Origin of the sequence: Rhizobium laguerreae, assembly GCF_019778565.1 — a bacterium.
Taxonomy (GTDB): Bacteria; Pseudomonadota; Alphaproteobacteria; order Rhizobiales; family Rhizobiaceae; genus Rhizobium; species Rhizobium laguerreae.
The window spans coordinates 838,409-854,631 of sequence record NZ_JAAXQT010000001.1; the positions used below are offsets into that span (position 1 = coordinate 838,409).

Sequence of the window (16,223 nt, forward strand, 5' to 3'; positions counted from 1 at the left end):
TACCAGGCTCGCATCTGGCGCGATCCGGCCGCGTGCCGATCTACGCAGTCGGCTCAGAACCAGAGATCGCGCACGCAGCGCCCCTTGGATGGAAGGTCTTCAAACGTGTCCAGGCCGTCGAAATGATCGATAGGCAGATGCTGAACGAGATCCGGCGGCGCAAGCCGCATGTTGACGGCCATGCGCCTGCGGCCATCCTTTCGAAGCCGAAGGCCGCGCCAGCTCAAGACACAGGCGCAGGATGGGCAGAACAAGATTTCGAGAGACGGCTCGTCCCTGTCGGCGCGGGCGTAGGAGGCGGTCTCACCGGTGAGAGCGATGCGCTCTCCTTCGTAGTCATAGGCCCACAGCGTGCCGTAGCGTCGGCAGAGGGTGCAGTTGCAGGCGGTGATCGAGCCTGGATCACCTTCGAGTGTCCAGCTTGTCTTGCCGCAATGACATGAGCCCGTCAGCATGAGCGTCTGTTCGATCCTGCTTGCTATTCGAGGACGGCATCCTGCCTCAATCGCGCGATGACCGCAATTGAGCGATCCAGGCGCCGGGACTTACGCTATCGGCGGCTCAAGTGTCTGCCTTTCCCGGCGCCGGACGACTTCCGCTGCGAGCGCGGGTTTTATCTATCGCGGTATCCATGGATGCCTGCAGGAGCCTTACCAGCCAGGCCACGCCTTCGTCACGCATTGCCGCCTTCGGCGCCGTCGCGTTCATGGCGAAGCGTCCGAGTGGCAGGGGAGGATTGACGCTGACAACGCCGAACCGCGCGGCGTGCATCTCGACGAAGCGGCGTGGCAAGGCCGAGATAAAGTCGGTTTCCGCAAGCACGGCGAGCGCGAACATGAAGTTCGGGACCGTCAGCGCCACTCGCCTGGAGCATCCATGGCTGGCCAACACATTATCGACAAAGCCATGAGTATCGCCCAGATGCGAGACCACCAGGTGCTGCGCGGCGCAGTAGTTGGCCAGTGTCGGATCTGTCAGCAAAGGATGGCCCTGACGGGCCGCGATGACAAAATCCTCCTCGTAGAGCAGCAGGCTTGCAAAGCGGACTGGAAACTCGGCCTGAGGAATGATGGCGATGTCCATGTCACGGGCTTCCAACGCGGTTAACGCATCGCGCCAAGCCAGATCAGGCGATGGCTCGCCCTGTCTCGGCAGCAATTGCCGGATGCTGATTGCAATGCCGGGAGCGGACTTGGCCAACAGGTCGAGCAACGGCGGCAGAAACACAGACGAAACACCATCGGGCGCGCCGATCGTAAATCGTCGCTGAGAGCGCGCTGGATCGAATGGCTCCGCTGTCGCCACCACGCTGCGAACGCGCGCCAATATATCGGCGATGGGTGCTGCAAGTTCCTCGGCCCGGTCTGTCGGAACGACGCCCTTTGGTGTTTTGAGAAATAGCGGGTCACCCAGCAGCGTGCGCAACCGGCCAAGGCCGTGACTGATCGCCGAAGGCGAGAGGTTCAACCGCTGCCCCGAACGGCCGACATGGCGCTCCTCCATGACAGTCTCGAACAGCACGAGCAGGTTGAGGTCGATTCCGGATAGATCAATTTGGTTCAGCATCTTGCTGAAATCATATCATTGGATTCATTGCCCTGAAAGTGGGAGATAACGACCATTCCGCTATGGCCGGTCACCAATAGGAAGATCCGATGTCCCTTTTCAAAAGCCAAACGGTGCGCGGCGACAAGTCCGTGCACGAAGCCGCAACCGTTTCCCGGCGAACTGCTCTGACAATGGCGGTCGCCGCAACAGGGCGCGTCGTCCATGCCCCTCCGGCATCCGATGGGGTATTGCTCGACATCATCCGCCGCACAGAACAACAGGCGGCGGCTTTCATGGCCGGCGACATGACACGGTGGGCGAGCCTCATCCGGCTCGATGACGATTTCACTCTGATGCAGCCTTTCGGCGGCCCGGCCAGCCATGGCTTCGACGACAGTCCCGAGCATCTGGCCGAACTCGCCCGCTTCTTCCGCAATGGCGGCGGAACCCTGGAGGTCGAAAAGTCCTATGTCAGCGGCGACCTGATCGTACTGGTGATGATCGAGCGCCAGCATGGTGAGGTAGGCGGACTACCGGACCAGAACTGGTCGCTGCGCGTCACTCAGGTCTATCGCCGGCATGGATCAGGCTGGCGGCTCGCCCACCGTCATGCCGACCCCCTGGTTGGGAAGATCTCACTGGAACAGGCCGCAGCCCTGGCCCGGGGCGAATGATGTCTGTCCGGATTTGAGAACGATCGCCTTGCCATGGACCCGGCTCTCGCGGCAACGCACTTTCATAGATTTTCTGAAATTTACAATTGAGATTGCAGTCTGGAGATGGTTTTCTGCGACCTTGCGTAGCTGAGTCCACGCCTCCTCCCGATTTTAATCCGAGTGGCCCATGTCGATTTCAGATGCGATCTATCGTCCTTTCGAAAGCCTGATCCGGCCGCTCGATATTCCCTACCGGCCGCTGCCGTCGAAGGGGCCGGTGGCGGTACTCCTGCATTTCATCTCGATGTTTCGGGGTGTGCTGATTGCGCTGGCATTTTGCTCCATGGTGTTCGAGGCGATCAACCTGACGATCGTCTGGGGACTTTCGGTCATCGTCGATGGTGTGACACAACACGGCGCTCCCGCCTTCCTGCGCGATGAATGGCTGCTGCTGACCATTCTCGGCTTCCTGATTTTTCCGGTCATGCCGATCGTTTCATTCGTGCGCAATACTCTCACGTCGCATACACTCGGCATCGGCATGCCGGCCGCCATCCAGTGGCAGGGTCACAAGGCGGTGGAGCGGCAGGATCTCGCCTTCTTCCATGATCTCTATGCCGGGCAAGTCGCTTCGCGCCTGTCGCAGGTGGCCTCCGCTGTGCAGCAGCAGATCATTGCCGCCTTCCAGTCCATCCCGCGCTTCGTGATGCAGTTGGTGGGCTCCGTGATCCTGCTCAGCGCGCTGGCCTGGCAACTCGCCTTGCCCGTCGTTGTCTGGATCGCGCTCAACGTGGCATTCACCGTCAGGATTGTTCCCACCTTTGTCGAGCGTTCTCGCCGAACGGCCAAGCAACGCAGCCTGGTGGCCGGCGCCATCACCGATCTCTACACCAACATGCAGATGGTTAAGCAGTTTGCGGCCGAAGATAGCGAAGCAGGCGCTATCCGCAGCACCATCCAGAAGGCCGTGCAGACACAGCAGGGTGAACAGCGCATCTATCGCAGCTCGGAACTGACCGTTGTCGTCCTCAACACGCTGCTGTGGCTGAGCATGTTGTCGATCGGCTTTTCCGGTCTCGTCAACGGATTTCTCTCCATCGGCGAGTTTGTCGGCGCCGTCTACATCCTCAACCGGCTGTCGACGCAGATCTTCACTTTCCTGCAGATGGGCCGGCAGATCTTCCAGGCAGTCGGCACCATCAGGGATGCCATGCCCGTCATGACGACGCCGCCCACCATCACCGACGGGCCGGGTGCGGCAGACCTCGCTGTCAGCAGCGGCGAGATCCGTTTCGACCATGTCCGCTTCGCCTACAAGTCCGGCAAGCCTGTCATCGATGATCTGTCGCTGACGGTCCTGCCCGGTGAAAAGGTCGGCCTCGTCGGCCTCTCAGGCGCCGGCAAGACCACACTTGCGAACCTGCTCCTGCGCTTCTACGACATCAAGGACGGCGCGATCTTCATCGACGGGCAGGATATCCGCGCCGTCACCCAGGCAAGCCTTCGCCGCGCCATCGGGGTCATCGCGCAGGACGTCGCGCTGCTGCACCGTTCGGTCGGCGACAATATCCGTTACGGCCGGCCGGAGGCGACGAAGGACGAGATCGAAGCGGTGGCGAAGATGGCAAGTGCCGATGCCTTCATCGCCGATCTTTCCGACGGCGAAGGCCGCAGCGGTTATGAGGCCTTCGTCGGCGACCGCGGCATCAAACTGTCAGGCGGCCAGCGCCAGCGCGTGGCCATCGCCCGCGTTCTCCTAAAGGACGCGCCGATCCTGGTGCTCGACGAGGCGACCTCCGCCCTCGACAGCGAATCCGAGGCCGCCATCCAGGAAAGGCTGAACTTGGTCATGGAGGGAAAGACGGTGATCGCCATCGCCCACCGGCTGTCGACCATCGCCAGGATGGACCGGATCGTTGTGATCGATCACGGGCGCATCGTGGAGGAGGGCAGGCCGGACGAACTGGTCGAACAAGACGGCTTGTTCGCGCGCCTATGGAAACGCCAGACCGGCGGTTTCATTCCTGAAGAGATCAATGAGCCCTTGCCGACCTCGCCTGCGACCTGATGCGAGTGCGCTATTCGACGAGCCCGAAGATAGGGCCGTAGCCGCCGTGCCAAGACCAGTCGTTGCGGCCCATTTCGGGATTGTAGAGTCCGACACCGCGTCCGCCATCTAGAAACAAGGCATCGGGGCATTTCAGATGGTCGCGGAAGAGCCGTGCAAAATCGTGGAAATTCACCCCGTCTTCGCTGATCGCGAAACGAACCGCGCCACCGTCGCAGACGCCGACACCGCTGCGGCGGGTTCGGTCTGTCGAGCCGACGATGAAGATCGGGTTCAACTTCTTGGTGATGACAAGCATCGGACCGGACTGGGTGGCGAACCGCACCTTGGGCCGACGCTTTAGAAATTCATCGGTCGGGAGTATGCCGGCGCTTGCCTCACCCAGAAAGAAGACGCCGTTCGGCTTCTTATAGAAATTCGGCACCTGACCGGTGGAGCTTTCGGCCTTTGTCGTATTGGCGGGCTGCAATTCCCTGGCGTTTTCGACGTAAAGTCCCATCGGCGAAAAATCGGTCCGATACATCCCGGCGTTGACGGCGAAAGCCAGCGTTCGCCCCTCGGCGCGAACGGCTTCGGCAAGGCTTGAAAAAGTGCGATAGGGTGCGTCATCGGCGTTCTTCCAGAACAATCGCAGGTCGGCTTTGCCCGGCCCCAGCGTGCAGACGACGTATTTTGCCTCTTCGAAGCTTTCCTGCTCACATTGTTCGGCATGCGCCTGATGCAGAGATGTCACCGTTGCTGCCAGCGCTAAGGCCCCGGCGAGCACGGCATATTTGGGATAGGTCATCGGTACGGAACTCTCTTTCAAATCGCCAATGAAGCGTTTATCTGTGAGATTACAATAATTTGATGCGGCGGGTCAGGGCAAGTGAGGGAAGATCATGAGCGTCTACGCGACCGTCGGTGCAGTCGATTCCATCAAATCGAATGGTTTTTATGATGCGACTTTGGCAACGATCGGTTGGAGCAAGCATCGGGAATTTCCCGGATGGAGCGCCTATTCCGAAGGCGGCAAGGGTGACGGTTTCGTTCTATGGGTTTGCAAGCCGATCAACGGCGAACCGGCAAGCGCCGGAAATGGCTCGATGGTTGGTTTCATGGCCAAGTCCCATGCTGAGGGGGACGCTTTTTACGATGCGGCCATGACAAACGGCGGAACGGACGAGGGCGCGCCTGGTCTACGTCCGCACTATGGGCCGAACTGGTATTGCGCTTACGTGCGCGACCCCACCGGAAACGAGATTGCTGTCGTCTGCGACGGCTGAGGCCAGCTCGATTGCCGCAATTCGACGTCTCGGGGACTACCAGGCGGTACGGGCGGTGCCGAGCGCGGTCGTATGAGAGGATGAGACCTGGGCGACGTGCGCCTTGAGCGACACGACGCAGTTTCCCGGAACGCTGAGATTGTGCGACGTCAAGTGTTTCAGCAATGTCTCTGCGTCGCGCTTTTCGGTTAGCGGAAATGTCACAGTCATGCGAATTCTCCAACGAACAAACTGAGCATCTGCAAAAATTAATGTCTAAATTCTTTTGCGCTGCAACAAGAAAATTTTAGCGATAAAATTAAAATCGATTAGCTTTGGGAGGAGCTATTTAAAAATCGTTTGAAATTGGATTCGGGGCTTCTCCATGGATGCCTTGACTGCTTCGGCCAGCCACGAGGCAAGATGCCGTCAACGAGGGCATGAGATCCGAACCGGCCCGTTTCGCCCGGTTCCCGCAGGTTGAAGTGCGGAGGGGAAGGCGCTTGGAGCGTCGTGAGCGGTAGGTGCGCTGCTGACGTAAGATCGGGCGGTCATCGGCCGTTGCGGGCGGCCAAGCTCCTGAGCCGTAATCTGTTGAGCCTGATGAAACCTTCCGCGTCGTGATGATCGAAGGCGATGGCGCTTTCTTCGAAGGTGACGAGGTCGGCGGAGTAGAGGGAGCAGGGGGAGGCTCGGGAGATGACCGAGGCACTTCCCTTGTAGAGCCTGAGCGTCACTTCGCCGCTGACGAAAGCTTGGCTGTGGTCGATCAGCGCTTGCAGCATTTCCCTCTCGGGAGCGAACCAGAAGCCGTTATAGATCAGCTCGGCGTAGCGGGGCATGATCTCGTCCTTCAGATGCGCCGCGGCGCGATCGAGCGTGATCGATTCAATGCCGCGATGGGCCGCGAGCAGGATTGTGCCTCCCGGCGTTTCGTATATTCCCCTCGACTTCATGCCGATGAACCGGTTTTCAACCAGATCGAGCCGCCCGACGCCGTGCCGGCCGCCCAATCCATTGAGCTTGGTCAGCAATGCGGCCGGCGTCACGGCCTTGCCGTTCACCGAAATCGGATCGCCCCTCTCGAAACGGATGGTGATGATCTCGGGGGCATCGGGCGCGTCGATCGGATCGACCGTGCGCTGATAGACATGATCGGGCGCAACTTCCGCCGGATTTTCGAGAATCTTACCTTCGGTCGAGGTGTGCAGCAGGTTGGCGTCGATCGAGAACGGCGCCTCGCCGCGCTTGTCGCTTGGCACTAGGATCCGATGCTTCTCGGCATATTCCAGAAGCTGCATGCGGGAGCGGATGGTCCATTGGCGCCAGGGCGCGATGACCCTAATCGACGGGTCGAGCGCATTGACGGCCAGCTCGAACCGGATCTGATCATTGCCCTTGCCGGTCGCACCATGGGCAACGGCATCTGCGCCAACCTCCCGGGCTATGCCGACCAGATGCTTGGCAATCAGCGGCCGTGCGATGGAACTGCCCAGCAGATATTGCCCCTCGTAGAGCGCGTTCGCCCGCAGCATTGGAAAGACGAAATCGCGGACGAACTCCTCACGCAGATCGACGATGCGGATGTCCTTGACCCCTGACATCTCCGCCTTGGCTCGCGCCGGCTCGAGTTCCTCGCCCTGGCCGAGATCGGCGGTGAAGGTCACCACCTCGCATCCGTAGGTTTCCTGCAACCATTTGAGGATGATCGAGGTATCCAGCCCGCCCGAATAAGAAAGCACGATTTTCTCTATCTTCGTCATTTACCCACCTCCATCTCGATGCTGGAACGATAGGCCAAGTCCTGCGCAATGAGCTTGCGAAGCATCCGTTAGATTGCGAAAGTTTGGCATATCATGCCATTTCAGAATCAGTCGGAGCTATAAAGTGCCAGTCATCCTGGACCCGATCGACCGCCATATTCTGCGTGTGCTTCAGCGTGATGGGCGTATTTCGAACGTCGATCTGGCGAAGGAGGTAGGCCTGTCGCCATCACCGTGCCTGCGTCGCGTGCGGCTCTTGGAAGAGGCCGGGATCATCGAGCGCTACGTCGCCGTGCTGGACCCTGCAAAGGTCGGGGCGGGGCTGACGGTTTTTGCCCGCGTGTGGTTCAAGACCCAGGACGCCGAGGTCACGCTTCGCTTCGCCGAAGCGGTCAGGCGGTTTCCCGAGGTAATGGAATGCTACCTGACGACAGGGGAATGCGACGCCGTGCTTCGGATCGTCACCGCCGATCTGCATAGCTACTGGCGTTTTCAGGCCGATCACCTGACGCGCATCCCGAGCGTCCTCAGCGTCAAGACCGACGTGCCGATGGAAACGCTGAAGCGAAGCTTCGAACTGCCGTTAAGATAGGCGGTGTGGCTCGATCCCGACCCCAGAGAAGAGGTGTTCCGGTTCCTTGCCAGCCAGACGAGGCCTGGGATCGCGACGGTTGAACGCATGGTATGGCGTGCGATTGGGGACGCGCTGTGTCAGACGATTCCGTATTCTTTCAAGAGTGCCTGCTCGTCGCCGGAAACCCAACCAAATATCTTCGGCTCTCCATTCAGTTTCTGAACGAGATAATGGACATCGAAATCTATCGAGATATCCGGCGCGTCCTGTCGAGAGTAGATCGCCGTCCAGGCAAGGTGAGCCACGCAATGACACTCATCGATCGGGGAGAGCCTGAGATCGCGTATCCGCATCTCTTTCGTCCCTGTCGCTCGATACCGCTCATAGCCCTGCTCCATGATCCGTCCGAGTTGATCGTCGTTTTTTCCGGCCATGACCCCGGCGGGCGAGGCTGCGATGAACGCGGAAGCGTAGAACGACGCGCTCGCATCCAAATCCACATCACCATTCAGCGCGCGATTGAAGAACCGCTGATATCGCGCGAACAGGTTCCTGACCGCAGTCTCCATCGATCACCCTCAATTTCAAGGGGGCATCCCGGGTAGCAGTATGCTTGTGCGTGGTGCAATTGCCAATGCCGGCCAAGAGTTTAATGGGACTAAGGCGCCGCGCTTTAGTCCTTATGTGATACATGCCGCGGTCCCAAACCGCTGCACACTTTGGGCGAGATGCATTAGCCGGCATAGGCCGCCTCAAGATCGGCGATGATGATCTTCCGCATTTTGTACATGGCCTGGAGCGTCCGCTCCGCCTTCTTGCGGTCGGGATCGCCGATCAGTCGGAGGGTGATCTCGGGGCAGACCTGCCAATTGACGCCGAATTTGTCCCGCAGCCAGCCGCAGGCCCGCTCCGAGCCGCCGTCCGATGTCAGCGCTTCCCAGTAATAGTCGGTCTCGGCCTGATCCCTGGTTTCGACGAAGAACGAGACGGCATCGTTGAAGCCGTCGCCAGGCCCCGCATTGAATGTCCTGAGCCTGAGGTCTTCGAGCGCGAAATCATAGGTGGCGATTGGCACGGTGCGGTTCGTTCCGGAGACCCAGTCCGGCACCTCCGTGGAGCCGAGTTTCCTCGCGTTTCTGAAGACGGAGAGATAAAAATCGCGGGCTTCTTCAGCCTGGGTGTTGAACCAGAGGAAAGGGAAAATCGTTGCCATGGTCGTTTGCTCCGCAACATCGGATATAGGTGATAGGAAATCACAGATCGTCTCGTTAGCGCCGATGCTATCTCATAAAGGAGACGTGGCGCCTATCCCGAACATATGAAGCGTATGGGCTCGACGACAAACCAAATTTCGGCAATGATTTGTGATCAAAACTCACAAATGAGCCGACCTATGCCAAGACGATTGCCGCCGCTGAACGCCCTGCCGAGCTTTGAGGCGGCCGCGCGCCATCTGAGCTTTTCCCGAGCCGCCGACGAACTGAACGTGACGCATGGCGCGATCAGCAGGGCGATCAAGCACCTCGAGGAGCAGCTCGACGTGCAGCTGTTCGAGAGGGGAACGCGGTCGGTCCGTCTGACAGCTATTGGCGATCCTTATGCGCAGTCGGTGCGCGAAGCGCTCGATCTGCTGGCGGCGGCAACGAAATCGGCATCGGCCCGCCATTCGGACAAGACGCTCAACGTCAGCACGTCAGACGGATTTGCCGGCCGGTGGCTGGTGCCGCGGCTCTATCGTTTCCATCAGGCGAACCGCGACATCGATGTACGGATATCGACGACCGGCCGGCTGACGACCTTCCTCGCCGACGGCATCGACATCGCAATCCGCTACGGCGGAGGTGAATATCCTGGGCTCACATCGGAGTTTCTGACCGACGAAGAGGTCTTTCCCGTCTGCAGCCCCCGGCTTCTGGAAGGGATGCGTCCCCTGCGCGAGCCCGGCGATCTGAAGCATCACACGCTCATTCACGACGGGTTCCCCATCGACTGGGCGACTTGGCTGCGCAGTGCCGATGTCAGGGATGTCGATCCGAAGAGCGGCCTGACATTCGACTCTGCAAGTTTCGCCGTCGAATCCGCCGTACAGGGCGAGGGCGTGGTTTTGGGGCGCACGATGCTCGTCGCCGCCGACCTTGCCGCGGGCCGGCTGGTCAGGCCTTTCAGACAGGCGCTCACATCCGCGTCGCAGTACTTCGTGGTCTATCCGCCGCGCGCAATTCACCAACGCAAGGTGAAGGCATTTCGTGATTGGCTCCTTGCCGAAATCAGTCATTCTTGAGATCTCGGGTGCCACAGCGCCTCGGCCGAATGGAGTCCGCGATGAAACGGGTAAAGCTTGACCAGTGGTTTGGCCGCGAAGCGTTTGGCGATGATCCTGCCAATTATCACAGCGCGCGGCCGCCTTATCCGCAGGCGACCTGGGCGGCCCTGCGCGAGCGCGCCGGTCTTAGGGCCGGCATCGACATATTGGAGATCGGCGCCGGTTCGGGGCTGGCGACGGTGGCGCTGCTCGGTCACCGGCCGCGCAGCCTCGTTGCCGTCGAGCCCGATGGCCGGCTTGCGGATTACCTTCGCGTCTCGATCGACGATCCCTGTCTTGATATCGTCGAGGCGCCTTTCGAGACCGCCGATCTCAAGCCGGCCTCCTTCGATCTGGTCGCTGCCGCGACGATGTTTCACTGGCTTGATCCGAAAGCTTCGCTGAAGAAGATCCATCGTCTGCTTCGGCCGGGCGGAGCGGTCGCCCTGTGGTGGAACGTCTTCGGCGATGCGGGCCGGCCGGATGCCTTCCACGACGAAACGGTGCATCTGTTCGCGAGTCATCCGTCGAGCCTGTCGAGCGGCGATGCGGAGCGATTGCCTCACGGGTTGGACACTGGCGCTCGTGTCGGGGAACTGGCCGCCACCGGCTTCATTGCCGACGAGCCGCAATTTCTCTCGTGGACGCTGACGCTCGATCCGGTAGCCGTCCGCAGGCTCTACGCAACCTATTCCAACGTGACCACACTGCCGCCGGCCGAGCGCGGCGCGCTGCTCGATGCTCTGGAAGCCATTGCCGCATCCCGATTTGGCGGACGCGTTGAACGCAACATGACGACGGCGATCTATATCGCACGGCGACGCTCCTTAGAGGCGGACCATTAGTCGACCTGGATATGAATATGGTCATCGTGGCGGGCAGCGCGGCAGCCTTGAAAGCGGATATGGCCGTCGGTGATGCCGAGCGCGTTCTTCAGATGCGGCTCGATGAAGATCTTCTGCAGGCCGAACTTCGCAACGCCTTCGCTCGTCAGCCAGCCGATCGCCGCCGACGTGCGCTGCTCCTCGATCCGATAGGCCGGAAACAGAGACTGCAGCGTATCGAAGTTCCAGCGGGTGGTGAGCCAGTCGTTGCGCCCTTCGCATGGCAGTTCGTCGCCGGGGACGGGTTGCTCGAAGGCGAAATAGGCGATCGGGGAACGGGTGGCGCCATTCAGGAAGGCACCGTCCTCATTCTTGTAATAATAGGCGAAGTCGAGCTTTTTCCCGTCGGCATGCGACAGATGCGGCAGTAGCGGAAAGCCGTTCATGAAAGGGAAATTCGCATCCAGCGCGACCGTGACGGTTCCGGGGAATTCCTTGTCCATGTGGGCGGCAAGCGCCTTTGCCAGATCGCGCACTTCTGGGGTGACGTAGTTGCGGTTCAGCAGGCAATAGATTGGGGAGCGGACCACGAGCCGGTGGATGGCGGGGGAAGTTCGCGGCTCATTTATGCCCTTCCTTTGAGTGCTCCGAATTGACAGGAGAAATTATCTGACTAAAGTCAGATAATATGACTTATGATCCTGTCGCTCGTGTCCGTCGTTTTAACCGTGCAGTCACCTCCGAAGTCGGCGCTCTCGATACGTCTTTCCTCGGACGCGGCCGTCCGCTGGGTGCTGCCCGCGTCCTCAATTCGATCGGCCGGGGGCAATCGGATGTTGCGGTGATCCGCGATTATCTCGGTCTTGACTCGGGGCTGATGAGCCGTCTGCTGCGCAGTCTGGAAGAGGAGGGTCTGATCGAGACGGTGCCGAACCCTCAGGATGCGCGCCGCCGCGTTGCCCGGTTGACCGAAACCGGCCGTTGCGAGTTTCAGGCTTATGAAGCGCTTTCCAATGCGCAGGCGAAGTCGTTTCTGACGCGCCATCGGCGCCCGGACGAACTGCTGCGCGCCATGGATATCGTCGCTTCCTCGCTGAGGCGTGAGCAGATCGTGATCGAGGAGAAAGACCCGCGGCACGAGGACGCCAGCTATTGTCTCCGCGAATACTATGGCGAACTCGCACGCCGCTTCGAGAAGGGTTTCGACGTATCGCTTTCTCGCGATCCCGACGCCAAGGATATGATCCGTCCGCGCGGCGCGTTCCTGGTGGCCATGTCGGATGGCTTGCCGATCGGCTGTGTCGGGCTGAAGGGTAATGGTGGCGAGGTCGCGGAGATCAAACGGCTCTGGGTCGCCCCATCCGCGCGCGGCCTTGGGCTCGCAAGGCGCCTTATGACAGCCGCCGAGAACATCGCCCGCGAGCTATCCATCAAGCTCCTGCGCCTGGATACGAATAGCGCGCTGCCCGAGGCAACGCAGCTTTATCGTGGAACCGGCTGGAGTGAGATCGATCGTTTCAATGACGATCCATACCCGGACACGTTCTTTGAGAAACGCCTTTAAGCGAAGGTGCTTTGTGCTGCCCGAATTAGGGGAGCGCCGCTGCTGGCCCTTCGTATGGCTCAGGGCGTTCGGCCCTGCGATCGATTCAGTGGATCGATCGCTCCTGCTTTGCAGGACCGGGCCTCACCCCTGCCGGTCAGGTGGCGAAGCGCTCTGCTATCGGGCGGCGGCGCAGGTTCGGCTGCGTTACCGCAGGCGGGTTATAGGCGGCCTCCAATGGGCCGGTGTCGGTGCCCGGTGGGACGATCGCGTCGATCCGGTCGAGGATTTCGTCCGTCAAGCTCACCCCGGCGCCGGCAAGCAGATCGTCGAAGTGCTCCATCGTGCGCGGGCCGATGATCGCCGAGGTGACGGCGGGATGGGCGATGGTGAAGGCTATCGCCATGTGCGCCAGCGAAAGCCCCGCCTGCTGGGCGAGCGGGATGAGCCGTTCGACCGCGTCCAGCCGGCGCTCGTCGTTCATCTGCCTGGGGAAGCGTTTGGCGCGGGCGCTGTCGGGTTGCGGCGCGCCCTTGCGGTATTTGCCGGTGAGCATGCCCATCGCCAGCGGGCTCCACACCATCGCGCCCATTCCGTAACGCTCGCAGGTGGGCAGCACTTCGCGTTCGATGCTGCGATTGAGGATTGAATAGGGAGGCTGCTCGGCGCGGAAGCGTGCCAGCCCGCGACGCTCGGAAACCCATTGCGCCTCGATAATTTCCGAGACGGGGTAGGTCGACGATCCCACGGCGCGCACCTTGCCCGCCCGTATCAGGTCGGTGAGGGCAGATAGCGTCTCCTCGATGTCGGTATCGGGTGCCGGCCGGTGGATCAGGTAGAGATCGATATGGTCGGTCTGCAGGCGGCGGAGCGAATCCTCGACTGCGCGGATCAGCCAGCGGCGCGAATTGCCCTGCCGGTTCGGGTCGTCGCCCATCGGCAGATGTGCTTTAGTGGCGAGCACGATCTCGTCGCGCCGGCCCTTGAGCGCCTTGCCGACGATCTCCTCGGATTCGCCGCGGCTGTAGATATCGGCGGTGTCGATGAAGTTGATGCCGGCATCGAGCGCCTTGTGGATGATCCGGATCGAATCCTCGTGGTCGGGATTGCCGGCAGAGCCAAACATCATCGCGCCGAGGCAATAGGGGCTGACCTTGATGCCGGTTCTTCCAAGCGTGCGGTATTGCATGTCTGTTCCTTTATTGGGGAGGCGGACTTCGTGCGCATCGATGTGGCCAACATCGTCACGCTGTGTTAGCTTGCATAAACGGAACCGTATTCCGTTTATATACGGAACAATGTTCCGTTTTGCAAGTGAGTGAATGATGAGCGACGATAGAAAAGAGCAGGAGGACGGCCTGAAGCCCGGGGAAAGGGCGGACAGGCGTGTGCGCGCCGACGCCAAGCGCAATCTCGACGGGCTGCTTCAGGCGGCATTGACGGTGTTTGGGACCTCCGGCGTCGATGCCCCGGTGCGTGAGATCGCGGAGAAGGCCGGCGTCGGCATCGGCACCGTTTACCGGCATTTTCCCGAGCGTTCCGACCTCGTCGTTGCCGTCTTCCGCCGCGAAATCGACGCCTGCGCTGACGCTGCGCCGATCCTTGCCGCCGAACATGCGCCGGGCGAAGCGCTGGCCAGATGGATGCAGCGTTTCGTGGATTTTATCGCTGCCAAGCGCGGGCTTGCGGCGGCCCTGCACTCCGGCAACCCAGCCTTCGATGCCTTGCCCGCCTACTTCCAGCAGCGGCTGCAGCCGGCCCTTCGCTCGCTTCTCGACGCCGCCGCTGCCGCCGGCGAGGTCCGCACCGATATCGCGGCCGAGGATCTTTTGAATGCGGCCGCAAGCCTGAGCATGCACGCCTACGCCCAAGGGTCCGAACATGCCCGGCGTATGGTGTCCCTGCTGGTCGATGGGCTGCGCTACGGCGCCGTACAGCGGTGAAGATGTGCCGATGAAACAGGCCGTCGCCCGGCCGGCACGTGCGCTCGGCCGGGCAACGGCCTGGCGTCATCAGGTCCGCATCGACAGTTCGATATCCTCTTCGAATGGCGTTGAGAGGTAGCCGGCTGCAGGCAAGCGCACGCGGGCGAGGTATTCGGGGCACTCCCAAAACTTTCACCCCCTTCGCAGGCAGCCTTCAGAGCGGCACCTGCCAGGATCTTTTGCATTGGGATTTCCGTCTTGATGTCATCATCGCCATTGCCGCCGCGGGCATCCTGCGGCATGCGCTGGCGTGAAGGAATCGACCTTGGGCATGTTGCTCTCCTCCATCTGATTGCGGATCGAAACTAGTTGCATTGGCGCATAAGTGATCCTATATTGCAACCAGTTTTAAGGAGAGAATTCGTGGATATTGAACTGCGTTCGGGCTGCCCGATCAATCTGACGATGGAAGTGCTGGGCGATCGGTGGAGTCTCATCATCATCAGGGACATCATGTTCGGCAACCGCCGCCATTTCCGCGATCTTCTGACCCATTCGGAGGAGGGCATTGCCTCCAACATTCTGGCTGCCAGGCTGAAGCGTCTGCTTTCGCTCGGATTCATCAGCAAGCGGGACGACCCGAGCCACAGCCAGAAAGCGATCTACAGCCTGGCGGAGCCAGCGATCCAGCTCGTGCCGGTCTTTGCCATGATCGGCGCCTGGGGACGGCGGCATCTGCCTGTGAGCGAGGAGCTGAGCATCCGTGCGCAGCTTCTCGAAGAAGGCGGGCCGCCGCTGTGGGACGAATTTATGGAGGATCTCCGGCAGATCCACATCGTCGACCCGATCGGCGGCGCCAACGGTACATGCACTTCGCCGGTGCTCGCTAAGCTGACTGCGGCATTCCTCGAGGTCCGCGCGAGATCGTTGTCGCAGGCATCCTGATATCGAGGGAAGTCGGTCGGCTCGATCAGCCGCCGGCACCCTGGTACTTGCTGGTGGCATATCGCCAGTAGGCAATTGATATCAACACCCAGATCGGGCCGGCGAGGAGAGCCACCGGCCCGGCCCAGTCCCCGAGGATCGGGATGGGCTTGCCGAGCAGGGCGCCGACGGGGACCGAACTGGTGAGGGCGAGCGGGACCGCGGTGATGAGGATGGTCTGGATGCTGCCGGGGAAAATGTTGAGCGGGTAGCGCGTCAATTCCCAAAAGCCGAAGAAGATCGAGAACAGGTGGTTGGAGCGCACCCAGATCAGCGCCGTGGCTCCGATCATGGTGATGAGTGCCGCGGTCAGCAGCGTCGCGCTGAGGAGCGCGGCAATAAGGAACGATGCCGACCAGACCGACCAGGCGAAGTCGACGGACTGGACGGCCCAGCCCATCAGCGGCACCGCCAGGATGACGTGGCCGGCATAGCCGATATTGAGGCCGGAAAAAACCAGATAGGCCCAGGGGCTGAAAGGCTTGACCAACAGCGTGTCGAAAGTGCCGAGCCGCACCAGTTCTTCGAGGTCGCGCAGTTGCACGAAGCTCATCGCGGCACCGAGCGAATAGGCCAGCAGCTGGAAGCTGAACAACAGCGCAAGCTCCGGCCACGTCCAGCCGCCGAGCGTTTCGAAGCGGGCGAGCAGGATGCCGATGGTGGCAAAGACGCTGCCATAGGAAAGGATCTGCGCAAGACGGTCGAGCCAGAAAGCGCCGCGATATTCCATCTGGGAGCGGACATGCATCCGCACCAGCAGCGGCAGGACGCGAAGGTGATGAACAAGCACGA

18 protein-coding genes and 2 pseudogenes are annotated in these 16,223 nt (G+C 60.9%); 9 read left to right on the plus strand and 11 right to left on the minus strand.

Annotation, left to right across the window (positions count from 1 at the left end):
* Positions 1–53 precede the first annotated feature (53 nt).
* Both HFO71_RS04125 and HFO71_RS04130 read right to left on the minus strand, forming a co-directional pair.
* Positions 54–455, minus strand: coding sequence for a GFA family protein (locus HFO71_RS04125; RefSeq protein ID WP_151517538.1), 402 nt, complete (start codon positions 453–455; stop codon positions 54–56).
* A gap of 106 nt (positions 456–561) precedes the next feature.
* On the minus strand, positions 562–1,566 hold the full coding sequence (locus HFO71_RS04130; protein ID WP_221987553.1) for a LysR family transcriptional regulator: 1,005 nt from the start codon (positions 1,564–1,566) through the stop codon (positions 562–564).
* An 89-nt stretch (positions 1,567–1,655) separates the two neighbouring features.
* On the opposite strand from HFO71_RS04130, the gene HFO71_RS04135 reads away from it, so the two are divergent.
* Together HFO71_RS04135 and HFO71_RS04140 are read left to right on the plus strand one after the other, a co-directional pair.
* Positions 1,656–2,222 (plus strand): YybH family protein, encoded by a 567-nt coding sequence (locus tag HFO71_RS04135; RefSeq protein WP_221987554.1) that lies wholly within the window; start codon positions 1,656–1,658, stop codon positions 2,220–2,222.
* 169 nt (positions 2,223–2,391) lie between these two features.
* A complete protein-coding gene (locus HFO71_RS04140) occupies positions 2,392–4,272 on the plus strand; it encodes an ABC transporter ATP-binding protein (protein WP_221987555.1) in 1,881 nt (626 codons plus the stop codon).
* A gap of 10 nt (positions 4,273–4,282) precedes the next feature.
* Here HFO71_RS04140 and HFO71_RS04145 read toward each other — a convergent pair whose 3' ends face one another.
* Positions 4,283–5,059, minus strand: a complete 777-nt coding sequence (locus HFO71_RS04145; protein ID WP_221987556.1) for a phosphodiester glycosidase family protein — start codon at positions 5,057–5,059, stop codon at positions 4,283–4,285.
* Positions 5,060–5,153: 94 nt separating this feature from the next.
* Here HFO71_RS04145 and HFO71_RS04150 point away from each other — a divergent pair, with 94 nt between their 5' ends.
* Positions 5,154–5,537, plus strand: coding sequence for a VOC family protein (locus HFO71_RS04150; protein ID WP_221987557.1), 384 nt, complete (start codon positions 5,154–5,156; stop codon positions 5,535–5,537).
* A 36-nt stretch (positions 5,538–5,573) separates the two neighbouring features.
* Here HFO71_RS04150 and HFO71_RS04155 read toward each other — a convergent pair whose 3' ends face one another.
* Both HFO71_RS04155 and HFO71_RS04160 read right to left on the minus strand, forming a co-directional pair.
* Positions 5,574–5,747, minus strand: coding sequence for a hypothetical protein (locus tag HFO71_RS04155; protein ID WP_003540843.1), 174 nt, complete (start codon positions 5,745–5,747; stop codon positions 5,574–5,576).
* 320 nt (positions 5,748–6,067) lie between these two features.
* Complete coding sequence (locus HFO71_RS04160; protein ID WP_221987558.1) at positions 6,068–7,279, minus strand: argininosuccinate synthase; 1,212 nt, start codon at positions 7,277–7,279, stop codon at positions 6,068–6,070.
* Between the two features lie 124 nt (positions 7,280–7,403).
* On the opposite strand from HFO71_RS04160, the gene HFO71_RS04165 reads away from it, so the two are divergent.
* Positions 7,404–7,871 (plus strand): Lrp/AsnC family transcriptional regulator, encoded by a 468-nt coding sequence (locus HFO71_RS04165; RefSeq protein WP_131642699.1) that lies wholly within the window; start codon positions 7,404–7,406, stop codon positions 7,869–7,871.
* A 119-nt stretch (positions 7,872–7,990) separates the two neighbouring features.
* On the opposite strand, the gene HFO71_RS04170 is transcribed toward HFO71_RS04165, so the two are convergent.
* Both HFO71_RS04170 and HFO71_RS04175 read right to left on the minus strand, forming a co-directional pair.
* Positions 7,991–8,422, minus strand: a complete 432-nt coding sequence (locus HFO71_RS04170; protein WP_020050508.1) for a hypothetical protein — start codon at positions 8,420–8,422, stop codon at positions 7,991–7,993.
* 164 nt (positions 8,423–8,586) lie between these two features.
* A complete protein-coding gene (locus tag HFO71_RS04175) occupies positions 8,587–9,066 on the minus strand; it encodes a VOC family protein (RefSeq protein ID WP_221987559.1) in 480 nt (159 codons plus the stop codon).
* A gap of 180 nt (positions 9,067–9,246) precedes the next feature.
* Between HFO71_RS04175 and HFO71_RS04180 the strand changes: the two genes are divergently transcribed.
* Positions 9,247–10,134: a transcriptional regulator GcvA gene (locus HFO71_RS04180; protein ID WP_221987560.1), complete on the plus strand. Its 888-nt coding sequence runs from the start codon at positions 9,247–9,249 to the stop codon at positions 10,132–10,134.
* 29 nt (positions 10,135–10,163) lie between these two features.
* The gene (locus tag HFO71_RS04185) at positions 10,164–11,000 is read left to right on the plus strand and encodes a class I SAM-dependent methyltransferase (protein ID WP_221987698.1); all 837 of its coding nucleotides are present in this window, start codon (positions 10,164–10,166) and stop codon (positions 10,998–11,000) included.
* On the opposite strand, the pseudogene HFO71_RS04190 reads toward HFO71_RS04185, so the two are convergent.
* A pseudogene (locus tag HFO71_RS04190) lies at positions 10,997–11,584 on the minus strand (hypothetical protein); the annotation flags it as partial. The gene HFO71_RS04185 and the pseudogene HFO71_RS04190 overlap by 4 nt on opposite strands.
* A gap of 83 nt (positions 11,585–11,667) precedes the next feature.
* Here HFO71_RS04190 and HFO71_RS04195 point away from each other — a divergent pair.
* Entirely contained in the window at positions 11,668–12,543 is an 876-nt protein-coding gene (locus HFO71_RS04195; protein WP_221962021.1) for a bifunctional helix-turn-helix transcriptional regulator/GNAT family N-acetyltransferase, read from the plus strand.
* Positions 12,544–12,679: 136 nt separating this feature from the next.
* On the opposite strand, the gene HFO71_RS04200 is transcribed toward HFO71_RS04195, so the two are convergent.
* Positions 12,680–13,711, minus strand: coding sequence for an aldo/keto reductase (locus tag HFO71_RS04200; protein WP_221987561.1), 1,032 nt, complete (start codon positions 13,709–13,711; stop codon positions 12,680–12,682).
* A gap of 133 nt (positions 13,712–13,844) precedes the next feature.
* Between HFO71_RS04200 and HFO71_RS04205 the strand changes: the two genes are divergently transcribed.
* Positions 13,845–14,465 carry a TetR/AcrR family transcriptional regulator gene (locus tag HFO71_RS04205; RefSeq protein ID WP_221987563.1) on the plus strand — a complete coding sequence of 207 codons (621 nt, stop codon included), beginning with the start codon at positions 13,845–13,847 and terminating at the stop codon, positions 14,463–14,465.
* Positions 14,466–14,534: 69 nt separating this feature from the next.
* Here HFO71_RS04205 and HFO71_RS35705 read toward each other — a convergent pair.
* A pseudogene (locus tag HFO71_RS35705) lies at positions 14,535–14,627 on the minus strand (O-methyltransferase); the annotation flags it as partial.
* Positions 14,628–14,870: 243 nt separating this feature from the next.
* On the opposite strand from HFO71_RS35705, the gene HFO71_RS04210 reads away from it, so the two are divergent.
* Complete coding sequence (locus tag HFO71_RS04210; RefSeq protein WP_025395039.1) at positions 14,871–15,392, plus strand: winged helix-turn-helix transcriptional regulator; 522 nt, start codon at positions 14,871–14,873, stop codon at positions 15,390–15,392.
* 25 nt (positions 15,393–15,417) lie between these two features.
* Here HFO71_RS04210 and HFO71_RS04215 read toward each other — a convergent pair whose 3' ends face one another.
* Positions 15,418–16,221 (minus strand): ABC transporter permease, encoded by an 804-nt coding sequence (locus HFO71_RS04215; RefSeq protein ID WP_221987565.1) that lies wholly within the window; start codon positions 16,219–16,221, stop codon positions 15,418–15,420.
* Positions 16,222–16,223 lie beyond the last annotated feature (2 nt).